Here is a 20,457-nt window from a genome sequence, read left to right as displayed (position 1 = left end):
CTTCCTGCACGCGACATGGCTGGTTCAGGCTTGCGCCCATTGACCAATATTCCTCACTGCTGCCTCCCGTAGGAGTCTGGTCCGTGTCTCAGTACCAGTGTGGGGGACCTTCCTCTCAGAACCCCTAGACATCGTAGCCTTGGTGGGCCGTTACCCCGCCAACTAGCTAATGTCACGCATGCCCATCTGTAACCTATAAATATTTTACCACTGCACCATGTGATGCCGTAGTCTTATGCGGTGTTAATTCCCCTTTCAGGGAGCTATCCCCCTGTTACAGGTAGGTTGCATACGCGTTACTCACCCGTGCGCCGGTCGTCAGCGGAAGCAAGCTCCCCTGTTACCCCTCGACTTGCATGTGTTAGGCCTGTCGCTAGCGTTCATCCTGAGCCAGGATCAAACTCTTCGTTGTATAAAAAAGTTGGTGGCCATTTAATATGACCTAATTTCCTGACATATCTCAAAAAAATTGACTCAAGGATATTGCTAAATTAAATTTTTGTCTAACCTTAGATCTTTTGGTATTGCATCAATATTGTCAAAGAACGTTTTCTTTTCAAAACAAATTCGCCAAACATTTTTTGGCGAAAGAGGTTGCAAAGATAACACATTTTTCACTGAATCTCCAAATTAATTTTCAAAATAATTTTTCAAAAAATCTGGACTGTGTTTCTCAATAATTATCTTTTCACAACCTCATTTGATTTGTGGCTTTCGTTATTATCAAAAGCGGGTGCAAAAGTAGAAGAAGAAAGGTTATATTCCAAACCTTTTCGCAATCATTTTATATTAAAAAATGTAAATCGCCTGACTTCCAATACTAATGATGAATAGAAAATGGTGAACTTTCTTGGAAATTGCATAAAATAACGGGTAATTATAGTAACTTTGTGGCCTCAAAATTTAATATGAACGGAGAACAATTATGGCACATAAATCCGGCTTTGTTAGTATTGTAGGGAATCCAAATGTAGGTAAATCAACACTGATGAACCTCATGGTGGGAGAACGCCTGAGTATTATTACTTCCAAAGCACAAACAACACGACACAAAATAATAGGTATAGTTAATACGGAGGATTACCAGGTGGTATTTTCCGATACACCGGGTGTACTGGAGCCAAATTATAAGTTACAGGAGTCCATGCTGAAATTCAGTAAATCGGCTCTGGTTGATGCCGATGTTATATTATACATTACCGACACAGTTGAGACAGCGGGGAAAAACCAGAATTTTATTGATGAAGTAAACAAGAGTAAGGTTCCTGTTTTGTTGGCGATAAACAAAATTGATCTTGCAGACCAGGGAAAACTGGAAGCCCTTGCCGATAAGTGGAAAGAACTTTTACCAAAATCGGAGATATTTCCCATATCTGCGCTTCATAAATTCAATGCAGACAATCTCTTTAAAAGGATTTTGGATTTAATGCCTGAATCTCCCCCATTTTTTGACAAGGATGCCTTGACGGACAAACCGGAACGGTTTTTCGTATCTGAAATTATACGAGAAAAAATACTGCTTTATTATCAAAAAGAGATTCCTTACTCTGTCGAGGTTAGCATTGAGTCGTTTAAAGAACGTGAAAAACAAACCGAAATAAGCGCTAACATTCATGTTGCACGGGATTCGCAAAAAGGAATCATCATTGGACATCAGGGAAAAGCTCTGAAAAAACTAGGTACAGAAGCAAGAAAGGATATCGAAACATTTCTGGATAAGAAGGTTTATCTGCAACTTTATGTAAAAGTTGCAAAAAACTGGCGGGATCAGGACAATATGCTTAAGCAGTTTGGATACGATGGTTAATCCATCGTATTGTATCCAGAACAATTGAAATCCGGTGCAGGATTGCATTGGAATTTGTGAGACTATAACATCGTGATAGATTAACAATAGATGGTTAGACTTTTAGAGTGCCACGTATTAGATTTAAGCAACATCCTTATTATCTACCAATAGTAAAGGACAACAAAAAGCCTAAATCTCCTGATTATACGGCAGCCTGAAAAGAATAACGAACTATTAATTAAATAATAGAATATAGAAATGGGAAATATAGTTGCCATAGTAGGACGTCCAAACGTTGGGAAGTCGACACTTTTTAACCGCCTGACCGGCCAGAGACATGCCATCGTAGATGAAATAAGCGGGGTAACCCGCGACAGGATATATGGGAAATCACATTGGAATGGCGCTGAGTTTTCCATTGTTGATACAGGAGGGTTTGCCATCAATTCAGAAGATCAATTTGAGCAAGCCATTCGTGAGCAGGTTTTGATTGCCATTGAAGAGGCTGATATTCTTCTCTTTTTAGTGGATGTGAGCACCGGAATCACCGATTATGATGAGGCTGTGGCCGAAATCATTCGAAAATCTGGTAAAAAAGCTTTCGTAGTAGTGAACAAGGTGGACACCCATGAGAGAATTCCTGAATCGTCATATTTTTACGCATTAGGAGTTGATCAGCTATACCCTGTATCGGCAATAAACGGCTCCGGAACAGGTGATTTGCTGGATGCACTGGTAGAAGCGCTGCCAAATAAAACAGACCTTAGTGAAGAAGAGGAAGATTTGCCGAAATTTGCCATAGTTGGTAGACCAAATGCAGGGAAATCCTCAATTATTAATGCTTTTATCGGGGTAGACAGAAACATCGTCACCCCCATATCAGGAACCACGCGTGACAGCATTCATACTCGATACAACAAATTTGGTCACGATTTTTTACTGGTGGATACAGCCGGAATCAGAAAAAAGAACAAAGTACACGAGAACCTTGAGTTCTATTCGGTGATGAGAGCCGTGCGCGCCATTGAAAATTCCGATGTATGTATATTATTGGTAGATGCCACCCGGGGCTTTGAAGGTCAGGATCAGAAGATATTTAACCTGATTGAGCGTAACCGAAAAGGAGTGGTGGTAGTGGTTAATAAGTGGGACTTAATAGAAAAAGACACCCATACAACCAAACATTTTGAAGCTGAAATAAGGGAAAAAACAGCTCCTTACGTGGATTACCCCATCATATTTACATCGGCGTTAACAAAACAAAGAATATTTAAGGTACTGGAAGATGCAGTGGCTGTTTATGAGAATAAAAAAATGCGCATTTCAACATCGCAGCTGAATGATTACATGCTGCCGGTGATTGAACACAACCCTCCTCCGGCTCACAAAGGGAAATATATTAAGATTAAATTTATAACACAATTACCATCAACGACTCCATCGTTTGCCTTTTTCTGTAATCTACCTCAGTATGTTAAGGATCCGTATAAACGGTTCCTTGAGAATAAAATTAGAAAGAAGTGGAACTTAACAGGAGTTCCGGTAAATATCTTTTTAAGGAAAAAATAAAGAGACACAGAATGAAAAACTGACCTACGTCAGTTTTTCTGGTTAAAAGCGGTATCATAAAAATTGAAATAAGTACTTTTGTAATTTGCAACAAAAAATTGAGTAACAGTTTCAATTAATCGAGACCGCCCTTCCCAACCATAACGAACCCGGAAATAGGGCTGGCTATAAAGAAAAGCTAAACGAAGCATTCGAGAAAGCAAGAAAAATATTGAAATCATTATTATAATAAAGTTTGATCAGAAAAAGATGAGTACAAATCACAGTGCCACCGCAATCATCAGAATACACTGTCCGGATCAGCGGGGGATCGTAGCACGGGTAACGGACTTCATTCATCGTAACAATGGGAACATTGTGGCTCTGGATCAGCATACCGACCGCGACGAGAAACGTTTCTTTATGCGTGTAGAATGGGAACTGGAAGGATTCGAACTTAGCAGGGAACAAATTGAACCTGCCTTTGAGTTTGCCATTGCCACCCCCTGCAAAATGAAGTGGAAACTTCATTTCAGCGACAAAACACCCCGCATGGGGCTGTTTGTTTCAAAAATGTCGCACTGTTTATACGATATTCTTGCTCGCTATCAGAGTGGGGAAATGAAGGTTGAAATTCCCGTGATTATCAGTAACCACAAAGATTTGGAAGAAGTGGTTGGCAAGTTTGGAATTCCGTTTGTTCACGTGCCGGTTACGGCCGAAACCAAAGCACAACAGGAACAAAAAGCGCTGGATATACTGAAAGAGCATGAAGTAGATTTTTTGGTATTGGCCAGGTACATGCAAATATTATCGCCAAAGTTTGTAGATCACTACCCTGAAAGAATCATCAACATCCATCACTCATTTCTGCCGGCTTTTATTGGCGCAAAACCATATCACGCGGCACATGCACGAGGGGTTAAAATCATTGGTGCCACCAGCCATTATGTTACATCCGATTTGGATGCCGGCCCCATTATTGAGCAGGATGTGAGCCGCATAAGCCACCACGATACGGTTGAACGACTCATTCAAAAAGGGCGTGATATAGAGAAGATTGTGCTATCGCGTGCGGTGATGGCCCACATTGAACGTAAAACACTGGTTTACAAAAACAGAACGGTAGTATTCCAGTAACAGATAACAACACTTCCATGACCAAACAGAACATTGTAATTATAAAATATAACGCCGGAAACATCCGTTCGGTCAATAACGCACTGCTGCGATTGGAACAGGAGGGAGAAATTACAGCAGATCCGGAAAAGATTATTAAAGCGGATAAAGTCATTTTTCCGGGAGTGGGAGAAGCCAGTACGACCATGAAGCATTTGAACGAAACAGGGCTGGCCGATCTCATAAAAACTTTAACACAACCGGTTTTGGGCATTTGTCTTGGAATGCAACTGATGGGCAGTCAAAGCGAAGAAGGTGATGTAAATTGTCTGGGCATTTTTGATGAAAAAGTAAAGAAATTCCAGCTTCCGGATCCCAATCCCCAAAATCTGAAAATCCCACAAATGGGATGGAATCAGATTACAGATTTAAAAAGCGACCTGTTTGATGCTTCACTTGAAGGGAAGTATGTTTATTTTGTTCACAGCTACTACGTTGCCTTGGGCAACGACACGGCAGCCACAACGAATTACATACATCCTTACAGCTCGGCATTGCAGCGCGACAACTTTTTTGCCACGCAGTTTCACCCCGAAAAAAGCGGACCTGTTGGCGAGAAAATTCTGAAAAACTTCCTGAAACTATGAAAAGAATTGAACTGATACCGGCCATTGATATCATTGACGGAAAATGTGTACGCCTGAGCAAGGGCGATTATGACACGAAAAAAGTATATAACGATCACCCTCTGGAAGTTGCCAAAGAGTTTGAAGCACATGGGATTTCACGCCTTCACCTGGTAGATTTGGATGGTGCAAAAGCCGGCCGCATTATAAATTACAAAGTTTTGGAAACCATTGCGTCCAAAACCAACCTGGAAATTGATTTTGGAGGAGGCTTAAAATCAAATGCTGATTTAAAAATCGCCTTTGAAAGCGGAGCGCAAATGGTTACCGGGGGCAGCATCGCCGTAAAAAACCCGCAGGAGTTTGAAAGTTGGATTTCAGTGTACGGAGCAGAAAAAATCATACTGGGGTCGGATGTAAAGGAGAGGAAAATTGCTGTTTCGGGCTGGTTGGAAACCTCCGAGCTAGAACTGATGGATTTTCTTAGAGATTATACATCAAAAGGAATAACTAAAACCATCTGTACCGATATTAGCAAAGACGGAATGCTTCAGGGGTCTGCCATTGGACTATATCGTGAGGTGTTAAATCAGCTCCCCGACCTATACCTCATTGCCAGTGGCGGTGTTAGTTGTATGAAAGATATAGAGGACTTGCAAGAGGCCGGCTTACCGGCCGTAATTTTTGGCAAGGCAATATATGAGGGCAAAATTAGTTTAAAAGAACTGGAGCAATTTATTTCATAAAATGCTCATTCTTAAATAACCTTAAATCAAAATCAAAATGCTAGCAAAAAGAATCATCCCCTGCCTGGACATAAAAGACGGAATGACCGTAAAGGGTGTTAAGTTTGTAGAGCTGAAAACAGTGGGCGATCCGGTAGAACTGGCCGCCGCTTATGCCGACCAAGGTGCCGACGAACTGGTATTTCTGGATATCACAGCATCTCACGAGGGTCGTAAAACCTTTGTTGATTTGGTGCATCGCATTGCACGCCACATTAACATTCCCTTTACTGTTGGCGGAGGAATCTCTGAACTATCAGATGCGGAAGCCTTGCTGAATGCAGGAGCCGATAAAATCAGCATCAACTCATCGGCCGTTAGGAATCCCCAATTGATTGACGATATGGCAAAGAACTTTGGCAGTCAGTTTGTTGTAGTTGCCATTGACGCCAAGAAAGAAGAAACCGGCAACGAATGGGCGGTAACGGTTAACGGGGGGCGAATTTTCACAGAAAAGAGGCTATTCTCATGGGCACGAGAGGCAGAACAACGTGGAGCCGGGGAAATTCTTTTCACCAGCATGGACCACGATGGCGTAAAACAAGGTTTTGCCAACGAAGCCCTGGCTCAGCTAAGCGATGATCTTTCCATTCCAATTATCGCATCGGGAGGAGCCGGAAACATGCAACATTTTAAAGATGCTTTTGAAATTGGAAAAGCTGATGCAGCATTGGCTGCCAGCGTCTTTCACTACAATGAAATTTCGGTACCTGATCTTAAAACTTATCTAAGAAGTGAGGGGATTGTTGTGAGATGACAAGTTGATGGTTTGGAGTTAATAGTTGATGGTTTTCCTCCTTCGCTAACGCTGGGGAGCATATAAATAAAAAAAACAGAGAAAAATGAAGGTTGATTTTAGTAAAACACCTGATGGCTTAGTTCCGGCAATTATTCAGGACAGCAAAACCAACAAAGTATTAATGTTGGGTTATATGAATGAGGAAGCGCTGGAAAAAACAAAAAAAGAGGGGAAAGCAACTTTTTTCAGCAGGTCGAAACAACGCCTCTGGACGAAAGGAGAAGAATCTGGCAATTTTTTAAATGTGGTTTCCATAGCTGTTGATTGCGATAACGACACATTATTGATTAAGTGTAATCCTGTAGGTCCAACCTGCCATACCGGCACGGACACATGCTGGAGTGAGACCAATGAGGTTAGTGAACTGGATTTCCTTAAGCATCTTCAGGATTTTATTGACAAGCGAAAGGCAGAGATGCCTGAAGGCTCATATACCACTTCATTGTTCACAAAGGGAACCCGCAAAATCACTCAAAAAGTTGGAGAGGAAGCAGTTGAAACCATCATCGGTGCTATGGCCAATGATGATGAAAATTTCCTATATGAAGGTGCCGATTTGTTGTATCATTTAGTCGTTTTATTAACACATAAGGGGTACAGAATTGAAGATTTAATAAAAGAATTAAGGAAACGCCATAAATAATGGGAATAATTTAAGGCACACCCCGTTACGTTATAAAAAAGCGCCAAAACACCTCTTAATCAGTGTTTTGGCGCTTTTTTCATCACCCGGTTTATCATTAAAATAAGCTTCCAGTATCATTCAATATTTCTGAAAAAAAGTAAAAAATACGATTTAGCATCCTCAAAAGTGGAAATTTCTGTGATTATAGAGTAAATAATTACAAAAGCCGTTAATTATTGTTTCAATCGTATTAAATTTGACATACCATAACAGAACGGTATTGTGATTATTGGAAATTTAAATAGTAACTAACGATTCTTAATTATTAAATTTTATGAGTTCCATAACTGAGAAAATCTCTATAAAGGAGAAAATTGGCTATAGTCTTGGAGACTTCGCGGCCAATCTTATTTTTCAAACTCTGATGACCTTCCTGGCATATTTCTACACCGATGTATTTAAAATACAAGGTGATATTGCTGCAGTTATAATATTTGTAGGAGGTATGGCAGGGGCTTTCTTTACTCCGGTAATGGGAGTAATTGCAGACCGAACCAATACGCGTTGGGGAAAATTTCGTCCATGGATTTTGTGGACATCTGTTCCATTTGGTGTGATCGCATTATTGGCATTCACAACACCAAACTTTAGTCCATCGGGAAGAATTGCTTATGCTTTAATTACTTATATTTTATTGGTAATAGTTTATACAGCAAACAACCTTCCTTATGCAACTTTAAGTGGAGTACTAACAGGAAACATGTCCGAGCGTAACAGTATTTCCTCTTATCGTTTTACCGCGGTAACCGTTGCTCAGTTTATTATCCAGGTAATCTTATTACCATTAGTACTTATCGTTGGTGATGGGGATCGTGCTGTTGGTTTTGAATATGTAATGGGAATATTTGCCTTTATAGGAGTTATTTGCTTTATCATAACGTTTCTAACAACCAAGGAAAGAATTACTCCTCCTGCTGAACAAAACACAAGTGTTAAACAGGATTTGATTGACCTTTCGAAGAACAGACCCTGGGTAATTATGTTGATTGTAACAATTTTCATCTTTATTACTCTCGCGTTAAAAGGAGGTAACTACATCTACTATTTCGAAAACTACTTAAGTCAGAATGACTTAAATGAGTTCCTTCAATTCATTGGTTTCTTTGGAATGGTAGACGGGTTCAACAGTTTTCTAATTGGAATGGGATTAACTCCTATAACCCTTCCTGAAGATCCGGCCTCAATAGGATTTGGAATTTTTAACGGATCGGGAATTATTCTGATGATCATTGCCATTGCATTATCGAAGCCCATTGCAGACAAATATGGAAAAAGAGATTTGTTTATAGTTGCTCTTTCTGTTGCCACTTTATCTCAATTCCTATTCTTATTCATCCCGGCTCAAAACGTTGGATGGGTATTTATCTGTCAAATAGTTCACGGTTTCTCCTATGGTCTTACCATTCCTCTATTATGGGCTATGATTGCTGATGTAGCAGACTGGTCTGAATGGAAGAATAACCGTCGCGCAACAGCCATCATATTCTCTGCCATGCTATTCGGACTAAAAGCCGGATTGGCAATTGGAGGTTCATTAGTTGCAGCCATCCTTTCGTTCTACGGATATCAACCACCGGCGGAAGGGACTGTTATAATACAATCAGAGCAGGCTATAAATGGTATATTGATGACCATGAGTGTTTACCCTGCCATTACCTTCCTTGTTGCTCTTGTTGCCTTGTTCTTCTATGAAATTAACAAATCAACAGAAGTATTGCTTGAAGGAGAACTGGGAAAGAGAAGACAACAAGGATTAGAAACTCTGGAACAAGAGAATCTTAAATAGAGGGATAGCAATTTTAAAAAAAATGAATAACATGAAATCATTACAGAAATTAGCAACAATTGCTCTGGCAATTATCCTAATGGGTAGCTGCACTGCACAAGAAGAAGCAACTACGTTAAAAGATGCATTAAAGGATTACTTTTACATCGGGACAGCCTTAAATGTGCCTCAAGTTGCAGGACAAGATCCTCAAGCCATCGAAATAGTAAAAACGCATTTCAATTCTGTTGTAGCGGAGAACTGCATGAAAATGATGTACCTTCAACCTGAAGAAGGAGTATTCTTTTGGGACGAAGCCGATGCTTTTATTGAGTTCGCAGAAGCTAACGATATGCAAGTTATTGGACACACCCTGGTTTGGCACTCTCAAGCTCCAAGATGGATGTTTGTTGACGAAAACGGGGATCAAGTATCCCGTGAGCGCCTTATTGAGAGGATGAAAACCCATGTACAAACAGTTGTAGAAAGATACAAAGGCCGTGTTCACGGATGGGATGTTGTTAATGAAACCATTCTCGACGATGGATCATGGAGACAAAGTCCATGGGTAAGAATCATTGGTCCTGAATTTGTTCAAATGGCATTTGAATTTGCTCATGAGATTGACCCTGATGTTGAGCTTTACTATAACGATTATTCAGTATCTCGGCCGGAAAAAAGAGATGGAATTTACAATATGGTGAAAGATCTGATTGACAATGGCGTAAAAATTGATGCAGTAGGTCTACAAGGTCATTTATCTATGGATTTTCCAACTGTTGAGATGAAAGAAGAAGCTTTGCAAAAATTAGCAAGTTTGGGCGTTAAAGTAATGGTTACTGAAATGGACATTACCGTTTTACCATGGCCATCAAGAAGGCATAGTGCAGAAGTTTCTTTAAATTATGAAATCTCTGATGAATACAATCCATATCCCAATGGACTTTCTGAGGAATCATATACTGCACTAATGGACAAATATGTTGACTTTTTTGAAATGTTCATGAGAAATAAGGATATCATCTCCCGTGTTACAGTTTGGGGAGTTGACGACAACCAGTCGTGGAGAAACAACTGGCCAATTCGCGGTAGAACCGATTATCCATTGTTATTCGACAGAGATTATCAACCTAAATCAGCTGTTACCAGAATCATTGAACTGGCAAACGCAAAAAAACAATAATTTTTTCTGACTCGTTTATTTTGGGATCGAACCATCCGGGTTAACCGGGTGGTTCTTTTTAACAGGAAGGAATTTTAAAACTATATAATTATGGTAAGAAAGCATTTTTTAAAGAACATGTACATTGCTGACCCTCATGCACATGTATTTAACGGGAAATTATACATCTACCCTTCGCATGACTACGAAGCAGGGATTCCAGAAGATGATCTTGGATCACATTTCGCTATGAAAGATTATCATGTATTTTCTCTTGAAAACATCGATGATGAGATCACCGACCATGGAAAAGCTCTGGATGTTGATGATATTCCATGGGCAGGCCGTCAGTTGTGGGATTGCGACGTTGCTGAGAAAGATGGAAAATACTATATGTATTTCCCGTTAAAGGACAAAACCGATATTTTCCGTTTGGGAATTGCCATCAGCGACAAGCCTGAAGGTCCATTTAAGCCACTTCCGACTCCGATGGATGGAAGTTACTCAATTGACCCGGCTGTTTTTAAAGATGATGATGGTAAACATTACATGTACTTTGGTGGTATATGGGGCGGACAGCTACAACGCTACCGTAACAACAAAGCCATTGAGTGTGGACAGCAACCTGCCGACAACGAGCCTGCTTTGTGTGCAAAAGTGGCCGTTATGAGCGATGACATGCTCAATTTTGGCGAAGAACCAAAAGATCTGGTAATCCTTGATGAAAATGGCAACCCTATGTTGGCCGGAGACAATGACCGTCGTTTCTTTGAAGCATCATGGATGCATAAGTACAAAGGAAAATACTATTTCTCCTACTCCACCGGAGACACCCACAAAATCTGTTATGCAACCGGGGACAATCCTTATGGACCATTTACATATCAGGGAGTTATTCTAAATCCTGTTATTGGATGGACAACTCACCATTCAATTGTTGAATATAAAGGAAAATGGTATCTGTTCTTCCATGACTCGGAAATATCCGGAAAAACATGGTTGAGAAGTGCAAGAGTTGCAGATCTTAACCATTTGCCTGATGGCAGCATAGAAACCATCACGGTTGAATACGATAAATAATTCATTATTTTGATTTAGTTAATTTTTCAGGCCGTTCCTACAAGGAACGGCCTGATTCTTTATAATAGCATTCTTAATTAAACAATTATCCAATCACGGGGTTAACCTGGCAGAGGCAACAAACTAATTCTACACAGGAAACAGGAATTAACTGGTATCAAGTCAAATATAAATTGTATTCAGCGCCCACCCTAACCCCCAAGGGGAAAGCCAAACGCACTATGCTAACTCGTCATTTTATGGTTGACATAACACTGGTTTTCCCTTTCCCATTACAGCAGGAACTTTTAAACTGAAATATTCTTCAAAAAAACAGTATCATGCAAAAAAACATCATCATTGCACTGCTATCTATTCTGGTAATCTTTTTGATTGTTAAGTTAACGCTCCAATCTCCTGAAAACGGTCATAACCACAAGCCTATTCCGCAACCTGAAAAGCTCTTACAACTTCCGGATGGTACATATCGTGGAGGTTTCTACGACCTTGGAGCCATTCAGATGAATATTCAGTTCATTTTGGAGAACGGTATTGTAAAAGAGGCTGAATTCAGGCATATGTGGCGAGATGAGAATTATTACATGGGAACTGAAACGGAGCCATACAGATCGGTGATTGCTCAATATGAGGAAGCTTTACAATATCTGGTTGGGAAAAAGCTAAGCGATCATCTTGAAGATCTGCATGAGCCCGGAAACGTTGTTTCTCTTAAAGTTGACGGCTATTCAGCCGCAACTCTCCGCACCCAGAAAATCATAGCCTCCATTCGAGAAGCTGTTCTAAAAGGGGTTTATCGGTTTGAAGAACCGGAAGAATCTCTCACCAGAAGTGAATAACTTTAAGAAAAAAACAGAGTGTTCCATACGTCCCTCCTACGACCAGTGGGATTGTCTATGCGCAATAAACTGTAGGATTTTCCACACCTGCAAGCATTATTATCTTTCAAAATATCCATTGCTTTTGTCTATATTTGTTCAAACAGAACAAAATAATTAAATCGTATGTCGCTTAAGGATTTCAAAACACGAGTAAAAATTAAAGCCGAACAGGAAGATGTTTTTGCGGCCTTCACCAACCCTTTTACCATTGAGCTTTGGTCGGGCTACCCTGCTGTAATGCCATCCGAAGCCGGTCAGGAGTTCTCCATGTGGGAAGGCGACATACAGGGACGCCTTTTGGAACTGGTTCCTGAAAACAAAATTGTACAGGAGTGGTATTTTGGCGACCAGACTGAACCATCCGTGGCAACCATAAAACTGTTCCCTTCGGGTTCAAAAGTTCAAGTAGATGTGATTCATATCAACATTCCCGCCGAAGCTTTCGAAGATATTGCACAAGGGTGGGAAGAGTATATTTTGGGTGCTATTAAGGAGTTTTTGGAGGTGGAGTGATTGTCTGCCTTGAAGTGATTGCGAGAATTTAGCTTATATTATTAAGCGGGTTTTACCACGGTAAGACCCGCTTTCGTTTTATTATAAGCAACCAAAAACCAGATTTGAACTTTCGTAAATAATTGTTAAATTGCAAAAGGCGCGGATATTAAGCACAACAAAGGCGAGTTTCCCCGCCTTAAATGTTTTCACAACGGAATAATCCTTATTGTGAATTGCTTCAAATTGTAAAGCAATTTTACAATAATTTTAGTAAATTTCAAATGTTTTTACGAAAATTCTTCATCGGATGACTACTATCACTATGTAAATGTTATCTAATGAATATTACCCAAACGGCATGAATCTATTGCTTTCTTATAAAAAACACAAACCAAAATAATATTATGAAACCCTTCATCGGATGACTATTACCACTATGTAAAAGTCATCCGATGAATATTTACCCTTAGCAATATGAAGAAAATTTTAGGACTTGATTTGGGAACAAACTCTATCGGTTGGGCATTGGTTGAAGGAAATTTTGAAAATAGAAATGGTAATATTCTGGGGTTAGGCAGCAGAATTATCCCAATGAGTCAGGATATTATTGGTGACTTTGGAAAAGGGAACTCTGTTTCCCAAACGGCAGAAAGAACAGCCTACAGAAGTGTCAGAAGACTGAGGGAAAGGCATTTGCTTCGTAGAGAAAGATTACACAGAGTATTAAATATTTTGAATTTTTTACCTGAACACTACGCAAAACAAATTGATTTTGAAAAAAAATTAGGACAATTTATCCCTAGTACTGAACCAAAATTAGCCTTCAACACAAATCGTTTCATCTTTACTGATTCCTTTAATGAAATGGTGGAAGACTTTCGTAATAAACAACCAGACTTGCTAATAACCGAAAATGGAAAGCCAAAGCTAATACCATACGACTGGACAATCTACTTTTTACGAAAAAAGGCGCTTACGCAAAAAATAAAAAAAGAAGAACTTGCATGGATAATATTAAACTTTAACCAAAAAAGAGGGTATTATCAATTAAGAGGTGAAGAAGAGGAAGAGAATAAAAACAAATTAGTTGAATTCTATTCACTAAAAGTGATTGATGTTGTAGCCGATGAAAAACCGAATAGCAAAGGTGAGATATGGTATTCACTGCATCTTGAAAATGGCTGGATATATCGTCGTTCAAGTAAGACACCCCTTGATGATTGGAAAAATAAAACTCGAGATTTTATTGTTACCACAGACTTAAATGATGATGGCAGTGTTAAAACTGATAAAGAAGGTGCGGAAAAGCGGAGCTTTCGGGCTCCGAAAGAAGATGACTGGACTCTTTTAAAAAAGAAAACAGAAAAAGAAATCAATAATTCTTCTGAAACTGTCGGATCATATATCTATGAAAACTTGCTAAACGACCCATTTAAAAAAATTAAAGGTGATTTAGTTAGAACCATTGAACGCAAGTTTTACAAAAAAGAATTAGAACTGATTCTGAATACACAAAAAGATTTCCACCCGGAACTAAAAAACGAAAGCCTATACTTCGATTCAATCAGAGAACTTTACCGAAACAATGAAGGTCACCAGCTTAATTTGAAAAAAAAGAATTTTGTTCATCTCATTTTAGAAGATATAATTTTTTATCAGAGGCCTTTACGAAGCCAAAAGTCAAGCATAAGCAATTGTCCTTTAGAGTATAGAACATACAAGCAAAATGGAGAAATCCTAAAAAAACACCTCAAAGCCATTCCTAAGTCCCACCCCATTTATCAGGAGTTCAGGGTTTGGCAATGGATGTATAATTTAAAAATATACAGAAAACAGGATGATTCTGATGTTACAAATCTCTTTATAAAATCAACAGAAGATTATGAAAATCTGTTTGATTTTCTGATGCAACAAAAAGAAATAGACCATAAAGCAGTTCTAAAATACTTTTTAAATGCCGAAGGATTGAAAGGCAAATCATTGAATTCTGAAATTGCGAAATACAGGTGGAACTATGTTTACGACTCTGTTAAGGATGAATCAAAAAAGTATCCCTGCAACGAAACGGGATATGATATCAGAAGCAGATTAAAAAAAGTTGATGGCATTTCCCCTGATTTTCTCACCAAAGAGAAAGAAATCAGTTTATGGCACATCATATATTCAGTCACTGATAAAAAAGATTATGAAAAAGCATTAAAATCCTATGCAATTAAAAATGAACTGGATATAGAATCTTTTGTAGAAGCATTTATAAAATTTCCTCCATTTAAAAGTGATTATGGAAGTTACTCTGAAAAGGCAATTAAAAGACTTCTGCCATTAATGCGGATAGGAAAATACTGGGAATGGGATAATATTGACATAAAGACCCGCGACCGTATCAATAAATTTATTACCGGAGAGTATGATGAAAACATAAAAGATAAAGTACGCGAAAAAGCAATAAAATTGGAAAAGGAGGATGATTTCCAAGGCCTACAACTTTGGCTTGCAGGCTATGTTGTTTATGACCGACATTCAGAAGCTGGTGAAATAATTAAATGGAACTCTGTGGCAGAGATGGATGAGTTCATAAATAACTTCAAACAACACTCTTTACGCAATCCCATTGTTGAACAAGTAGTTACCGAAACTCTAAGGGTAGTGAGAGATATTTGGCAACATTATGGTAACGGAGAAAACGATTTCTTTAAAGAGATCCATGTTGAACTGGGTCGTGATTTGAAAAACAACGCAGATGAGCGGAAAAGACTAACGAATATTGTTTCTGAGAACGAAAACACCAATCAAAGGATTAAAGCTTTGCTGATTGAAATGATGAACGACGGCTCTATTGAGAATGTAAGGCCATATTCTCCCGTACAGCAGGAAATCCTGAAAATTTATGAAGATGGTGTATTAAACTCTGATATTGAAATTGAAGACGATATCCAGAAAATAAGCAAGAAAGCGGAACCGACAAAAGCTGAACTACAACGTTACAAACTCTGGCTCGAACAGAAGTACCGATCTCCATACACCGGACAAATCATCCCTTTGAATAAATTATTTACTCCGGAATATGAAATTGAACATGTCATTCCACAAAGTAGATACTTTGATGATGGCTTTACGAACAAAGTTATTTGCGAAGCTGCAGTAAACAAGCTTAAGGACAACCAACTGGGATTAGAATTTATTAAAAACCATTATGGACAGAAAGTATCTACCGGATTTGGAAAAGAAGTTGAAGTCTTCACTGAATCGCAATATAAAGAATTTGTAGATAAGCACTATGCAAAAAGCCCGGGTAAACGAAACAAATTGCTTCTGGAAGAAATTCCGGAAAAGATGATTGAGAGACAATTGAATGACTCTCGTTATATAAGCAAATACATCTGTTCTATTTTATCAAATATTGTACGTAAAGAAAACAACGATGATGGCATAAATTCCAAGAATCTACTTCCCGGTAACGGAAAAGTAACAACCCGGTTAAAACAGGACTGGGGTTTAAACGATGTTTGGAATGAGCTGATTTTACCACGATTCGAAAGAATGAACTCCATTACCAAGAGCGAACTTTTCACAACCTATAGTAAAAATCATCAAAAAAAGTTGCCTTCTGTACCATACGAATATAGCAAGGGTTTCAATAAAAAACGAATAGATCACAGACACCATGCTGTTGACGCATTAGTTATAGCCAGTGCAACCAGGGACCACATAAACCTATTAAGCAATAAGCATGCAAAATCAAAAGAACGATTTGATTTAAACAGAAAATTAAGGAATTACGAAAAAAGAGTTTTTACAAGGGACGGTGAACGAGTAGAAAAAGAAGTCCCCGTCAACTTCATTAAGCCCTGGCCAAATTTTACGGCTGATGCGAAAACTTCATTAGAAAAAATGGTAGTTAGCTTCAAACTAAATCAACGCATTATTAATAAGGCAACCAATCGGTATCAAAAATGGGTAATTAAGAACGGAAAAAAGACCAAAGAAATGGTTGAGCAGGAAGGTCAAAACTGGGCCGTAAGAAAACCCATGCACAAAGAAACGGTATCTGGAAAGGTTCTTTTAAGCAATGTAAAAGTCCCAAAGGACAAAATCCTGACGGCTACACGCAAAAGCATTGATCCCTCATTTAATCATAAAACGATTAAATCCATTACCGACAAAGGAATACAAAACATTCTGGCAAACTATCTTAAAAGCAGAGATAACAACTCCGAATTGGCCTTTTCACCGGAAGGACTGGAAGAACTTAATAACAACATACGACAATATAACAATGGGAAGCACCACCACCCTATTTATAAAGCCAGGGTATATGAGGTGGGAAGTAAATTCAGGTTGGGCGAAAACGGGAATAAAAAGGATAAATATGTGGAAGCAGCCAAAGGCACCAATCTCTTTTTTGCTGTTTACGAAGACGAAAACGGAAAAAGAAATTATGAAACTATTCCCCTAAATGAAGTCATCGAACATCAAAAATGGAGGGCTACTCTCACAAAAGAAGAACAAGCTGAAACGCCAATGATCCCCGTAAAAAACGACAGGGGCAAATTTCTTTTCAGCCTTTCGCCAAACGATTTGGTTTATGTTCCCGATGAAGAGGAAAACATCAATATACTTGAGCTTAAAAATCCATCGAAAGAACAGGCTGAGAGGATTTATAAAATGGTTAGTTCTTCAGGATACCAATGTTTCTTCATAAAACATGAAGTTGCTAATTCAATTGTGAATAAACTTGAATATTCTACTTTAAACAAAATGGAAAGAGATGTAAATGGAATAATGATAAAAGAAAAATGTATAAAACTAAATGTGAATAGGTTAGGTAATATTCTATAGGCTCCTTGCTGCAGGGAGCTTCACTGTATAGTCATTCATCGGATGACTTGGAGTCATCGGATGAATAAATTAACCAACAGTAAATTCAAGAGCATGAGAGCTTCACATCAAGTGAAGTCCTAAATAAAAACAAATTCATCCATACTGAGGGCTTCACTTTAAGTGAAACCCTCAGTAAAAAAGTTAACTGAATTAAATACACAAACACCCAACCCCATGTATTTCGAACCCAACCACTGCTACCATATATACAATCAGGGCAATAACCGCCAAAAAATATTCTTTAACAGGGATAACTATCTTTACTTCCTAAACAAAATACGCCAACACATTTTACCTTATGCCGATATTTTGGCTTGGTGCCTTATGCCAAATCATTTTCATTTAATGGTGAGGGTCAATTTTGTAGAATTGGAAACTAACAACGAGCAACGAAACCCTGACACTACTCATCCGATGACTTCGAGTCATCGGATGAGTAGCAACAAATCAGTTTCAATTAACCAGTCCATAGCCATCATGCTTCGGTCATATACACGAGCCATAAATAAGTCAAGGAATATGACAGGAAGCTTGTTTAGGGCAAAGACCAAAGCCGAATGCCTTACTAAACAGAACGGCATTACCCCCTCATTCTTCAACAGCAATCAAGGCACGTTGATTTTTACACCCGGTCAATTACCTGATTATCTGCAAACCTGCTTCAATTACATTCACAAAAACCCTGTGAGGGCTAATCTGGCTAAGGAAATTGCTGATTGGGAATTCTCTTCTGCTCCCGACTATTATGGAATTCGGCAAGGCAGCCTGATTAATAAAACATTAGCATCTGAGCTAAACATCCGATTCTTAGGAGAGTGAACACACTCCAATTATTCATCCGCAAATAATTAGTTTAAGTTTTTGGCCGAATGGAACTTCCATGAGATGTTATTTTGGCTAAGGCCGATTTTCAATTCATTTTCTTGTTGTGAGTTTCCCACTCATGGGCGTTTCATTTGAAAATAGTTTGTTTAAGTCATTGGACAAATGACACTTTCATGAGTCCCGATATATCGGGATTGTGAGTTGGTTCCTCATGGAGGTTTGGGGTTGTATAAAAAGTAAATTTTAATTATCCTCGTCTTTCAAACCATAAATTCCACATTAATAATTCACCCCTAAATCCCCCGAGGGGGACTTTAAGCCTCCACTTGGGGGAGATTTGGAAGGTTGAAAACGAGGTTGATTTATAAATTACAGGTATTGAATATTATTAATAGTCTTTTGAGATAGCATCTAAAAAATCGTCTTACAATTGTGTTTTACAGCATCTTATATAACCCTTTGCCTAATTCCTCCGTATCAGAAACTATAATGTGCAACATATAACTTCTTATAGTTACATGCGCGCAATAATTAAAATTGGTATATAAACCCATTGACGACTGATTTTGAAATTGTCCGGACAAAATTATTCATCGGATAACTTGAAGTCACCCAATGAATAATAAACGCCATGATAAAAAAAACACTCTACTTTGGAAATCCCGTCTATTTAAGCACCCGCAACGAGCAACTGGTGATCAACTTTCCCGATGCACAGGGTCTTGACAACGATTCAGGAAAAAACACCATCCCCATTGAAGATATTGGAATAGTGATAACTGATCACAAACAGATAACCATTACCCACTCGCTTATACAGAAACTACTGGCTAATAATTGCGCCATTGTAACCTGCGACAACTCACATATGCCCCATGGCCTTCTGCTAACGCTTAACGGGAACTCGGTGCAGACCGAAAGATATGAACAGCAAATTAATGCATCCATCCCCTTAAAAAAACAGCTGTGGCAACAAACCATTAAATGTAAAATCAGCAACCAAAGCACTCTGTTGTCGCGGTTAAGAGGAATCAGAACTGATAATATGCAACACTGGGCATCCAGAGTGACATCCGGCGACAGCGAAAACCACGAGGCCAGGGCTGCCGCGTTCTACTGGGCAAATTTTTTTCCCATTAATAATTTTAAAAGAGGACGCGACGAGGAACCACCCAACAACCTGCTTAATTACGGTTATGCCATTTTGCGTGCAATTATTGCCCGTGCATTGGTTTCCAGCGGACTGATGCCAACTTTAGGCATTCATCATCACAATCGATACAATGCTTATTGTCTGGCCGATGATGTTATGGAACCATACCGTCCGTTTGTAGATAAAATTGTATATGATATTGTGGATTCCGGTTTGGATTATACCCAACTATCCAAAGAAATAAAGTGGCAACTGCTCAGCATTCCGCAAACAGATGTATTAATTAATGACAAACGGAGTCCATTGATGATTGCTGCTTCGCAAACCACCGCATCGCTACATAATTGTTTTGAAGGAAGCAGCCGAAAAATAGCTTATCCTAAATTTACCGAATCATGAACCGATTAAATGAATTCAGAGTTATGTGGGTAATGGTGCTTTTTGATTTGCCAACCGAGACAAAGAAAGACAGAAAAATCTCCGGTGATTTCAGGAAAAAGATGCTGAAGGATGGCTTTGTGATGTTTCAGTTCTCCATTTATCTGCGACACTGCCCGAGCCGCGAAAATGCTGAAGTGCACATTAAACGGGTAAAAAACATGCTCCCACCCAAAGGCCATGTAGGCATTTTAAGAATAACCGATAAACAATTTGGCGATATGGAACTGTTTATGGGGAAAGAACCTGATAAAAAGGAAACACCATATCTGCAACTGGAACTTTTTTAGCAATTTACATTGAGACCCATCTTCAGAGATTATCTTCAACATTAAACAAAAAAAGTCCATAATCAGGACTTTTTTTGTATTTAGCAGCAGCTCATTTTTTAATTCTAAATATTGGCATAAACCACTCAATAACAAAACT

The 20,457-nt window shown here is 38.9% G+C and carries 16 protein-coding genes and 1 rRNA gene; 16 read left to right on the top strand and 1 reads right to left on the bottom strand.

From position 1 onward, the window contains the following. A 16S ribosomal RNA gene (locus tag B5X70_RS16690) occupies positions 1–412 on the bottom strand; the annotation flags it as partial. Between the two features lie 513 nt (positions 413–925). On the opposite strand from B5X70_RS16690, the gene era reads away from it, so the two are divergent. The 16 genes from era (at position 926) to cas2 (ending at position 20,318) form a co-directional block, all read left to right on the top strand. Further along, positions 926–1,807: a GTPase Era gene (gene era, locus B5X70_RS16685; protein WP_079559046.1), complete on the top strand. Its 882-nt coding sequence runs from the start codon at positions 926–928 to the stop codon at positions 1,805–1,807. Positions 1,808–2,047: 240 nt separating this feature from the next. Next, complete coding sequence (gene der / locus B5X70_RS16680) at positions 2,048–3,358, top strand: ribosome biogenesis GTPase Der (protein WP_079559045.1); 1,311 nt, start codon at positions 2,048–2,050, stop codon at positions 3,356–3,358. Positions 3,359–3,607: 249 nt separating this feature from the next. Beyond that, positions 3,608–4,477 (top strand): formyltetrahydrofolate deformylase, encoded by an 870-nt coding sequence (gene purU, locus B5X70_RS16670; RefSeq protein ID WP_079559043.1) that lies wholly within the window; start codon positions 3,608–3,610, stop codon positions 4,475–4,477. 17 nt (positions 4,478–4,494) lie between these two features. Further along, a complete protein-coding gene (hisH, locus tag B5X70_RS16665; RefSeq protein WP_079559042.1) occupies positions 4,495–5,103 on the top strand; it encodes an imidazole glycerol phosphate synthase subunit HisH in 609 nt (202 codons plus the stop codon). Then, the gene (hisA, locus tag B5X70_RS16660) at positions 5,100–5,828 is read left to right on the top strand and encodes a 1-(5-phosphoribosyl)-5-[(5-phosphoribosylamino)methylideneamino]imidazole-4-carboxamide isomerase (RefSeq protein WP_079559041.1); all 729 of its coding nucleotides are present in this window, start codon (positions 5,100–5,102) and stop codon (positions 5,826–5,828) included. Before hisH ends, hisA begins: the two co-directional genes overlap by 4 nt. A 37-nt stretch (positions 5,829–5,865) precedes the next feature. After that, a complete protein-coding gene (gene hisF / locus B5X70_RS16655) occupies positions 5,866–6,624 on the top strand; it encodes an imidazole glycerol phosphate synthase subunit HisF (RefSeq protein ID WP_079559040.1) in 759 nt (252 codons plus the stop codon). 85 nt (positions 6,625–6,709) lie between these two features. Beyond that, positions 6,710–7,309: a bifunctional phosphoribosyl-AMP cyclohydrolase/phosphoribosyl-ATP diphosphatase HisIE gene (gene hisIE / locus B5X70_RS16650; protein ID WP_079559039.1), complete on the top strand. Its 600-nt coding sequence runs from the start codon at positions 6,710–6,712 to the stop codon at positions 7,307–7,309. 316 nt (positions 7,310–7,625) lie between these two features. Further along, positions 7,626–9,137, top strand: coding sequence for an MFS transporter (locus tag B5X70_RS16645; protein ID WP_079559038.1), 1,512 nt, complete (start codon positions 7,626–7,628; stop codon positions 9,135–9,137). A 31-nt stretch (positions 9,138–9,168) separates the two neighbouring features. Continuing rightward, on the top strand, positions 9,169–10,299 hold the full coding sequence (locus tag B5X70_RS16640; protein WP_143255094.1) for an endo-1,4-beta-xylanase: 1,131 nt from the start codon (positions 9,169–9,171) through the stop codon (positions 10,297–10,299). Between the two features lie 90 nt (positions 10,300–10,389). Then, positions 10,390–11,358 carry a glycoside hydrolase family 43 protein gene (locus B5X70_RS16635; RefSeq protein WP_079559036.1) on the top strand — a complete coding sequence of 323 codons (969 nt, stop codon included), beginning with the start codon at positions 10,390–10,392 and terminating at the stop codon, positions 11,356–11,358. Positions 11,359–11,678: 320 nt separating this feature from the next. Beyond that, positions 11,679–12,194: a hypothetical protein gene (locus tag B5X70_RS16630; protein WP_079559035.1), complete on the top strand. Its 516-nt coding sequence runs from the start codon at positions 11,679–11,681 to the stop codon at positions 12,192–12,194. Positions 12,195–12,359: 165 nt separating this feature from the next. Then, the gene (locus tag B5X70_RS16625) at positions 12,360–12,749 is read left to right on the top strand and encodes an SRPBCC domain-containing protein (protein WP_079559034.1); all 390 of its coding nucleotides are present in this window, start codon (positions 12,360–12,362) and stop codon (positions 12,747–12,749) included. A 456-nt stretch (positions 12,750–13,205) separates the two neighbouring features. Next, positions 13,206–17,570, top strand: a complete 4,365-nt coding sequence (gene cas9, locus B5X70_RS16620; RefSeq protein WP_079559033.1) for a type II CRISPR RNA-guided endonuclease Cas9 — start codon at positions 13,206–13,208, stop codon at positions 17,568–17,570. 216 nt (positions 17,571–17,786) lie between these two features. Beyond that, entirely contained in the window at positions 17,787–18,431 is a 645-nt protein-coding gene (locus B5X70_RS16615) for a transposase (protein ID WP_079559032.1), read from the top strand. 637 nt (positions 18,432–19,068) lie between these two features. Next, positions 19,069–19,989, top strand: a complete 921-nt coding sequence (gene cas1, locus B5X70_RS16610; RefSeq protein ID WP_079559031.1) for a type II CRISPR-associated endonuclease Cas1 — start codon at positions 19,069–19,071, stop codon at positions 19,987–19,989. After that, complete coding sequence (gene cas2, locus B5X70_RS16605; RefSeq protein ID WP_079559030.1) at positions 19,986–20,318, top strand: CRISPR-associated endonuclease Cas2; 333 nt, start codon at positions 19,986–19,988, stop codon at positions 20,316–20,318. Before cas1 ends, cas2 begins: the two co-directional genes overlap by 4 nt. Positions 20,319–20,457: the final 139 nt, after the last annotated feature.

Source organism: Alkalitalea saponilacus, assembly GCF_900168165.1.
GTDB lineage: Bacteria > Bacteroidota > Bacteroidia > Bacteroidales > Marinilabiliaceae > Natronoflexus > Natronoflexus saponilacus.
The sequence above is the reverse complement of the archived record's forward strand: the minus strand, read 5'-3'. Positions and strand labels throughout refer to the sequence as shown.